This window comes from Pseudomonas sp. BN414, assembly GCF_029871275.1.
GTDB classification, from domain to species: Bacteria; Pseudomonadota; Gammaproteobacteria; order Pseudomonadales; family Pseudomonadaceae; genus Metapseudomonas; species Metapseudomonas resinovorans_C.
In genome coordinates this window covers 1-607 of record NZ_SSOL01000003.1, presented here as the reverse complement: position 1 = coordinate 607, position 607 = coordinate 1, and the positions used below count along the sequence as shown (strand labels likewise).

Genomic DNA, 607 nt, shown 5'->3' with positions numbered 1-607 from the left:
CAGAACAGACGCATCGTCGACCGGCGTGACATTACCGAAGCTCAGCTCGGCGGTGTCGGTGGCCGTGCCGTCGGACACGGTGTAGGTCGCCGTCGGCACCGGGCCGTTGTAGTTCGGGGCTGGGGTGAAGGTGAAGCTGCCGTTGGCGTTGATCACCAGCGTGCCGACGCCTGCGAGTGTGGCGGTCTGGCCAGCCAGGTAGGTGCTGCCACCGACCTCGAATTGAGTGACGGTCAGCGTGTCGTTATCGACGTCGCTGTCATTGGTCAGCACATTGCCAACCGCGGCGATGTCCTCAATCACCGGAACCGGGCCGTCGTTGGTCGCCAGCGGCGCATCGTTTTCCGGGGTAACGGTGATATCCAGCGTTGAGCTGCTGCCGGTATTGGTGGTGTAGGTGACCTGCGGCACCGAACCATTCCAGTTCTGCCCCGGGATGAAGGTGTAGTTGCCGTTGGCGGCGATGGTCAGGGTGCCCACGCCGGCAATTACGGCGTTGGAGCCAGCCGTGAAGGTGCCGGTGACGCCATTGATGCTGAAGGTCGCGACGGTGAGGCTGTTGTCCACATCGCTGTCGTTGCCCAGCACGTTGCCGGTGGCCGAACTG

The 607-nt window shown here is 63.6% G+C and carries 1 protein-coding gene; it reads right to left on the bottom strand.

Annotated elements, in window-relative coordinates; all coding sequences use genetic code 11:
• Positions 1 to 607 (bottom strand): Ig-like domain-containing protein (locus E8E95_RS00020; protein WP_280347109.1); only part of this gene is annotated, 607 nt, incomplete at both ends.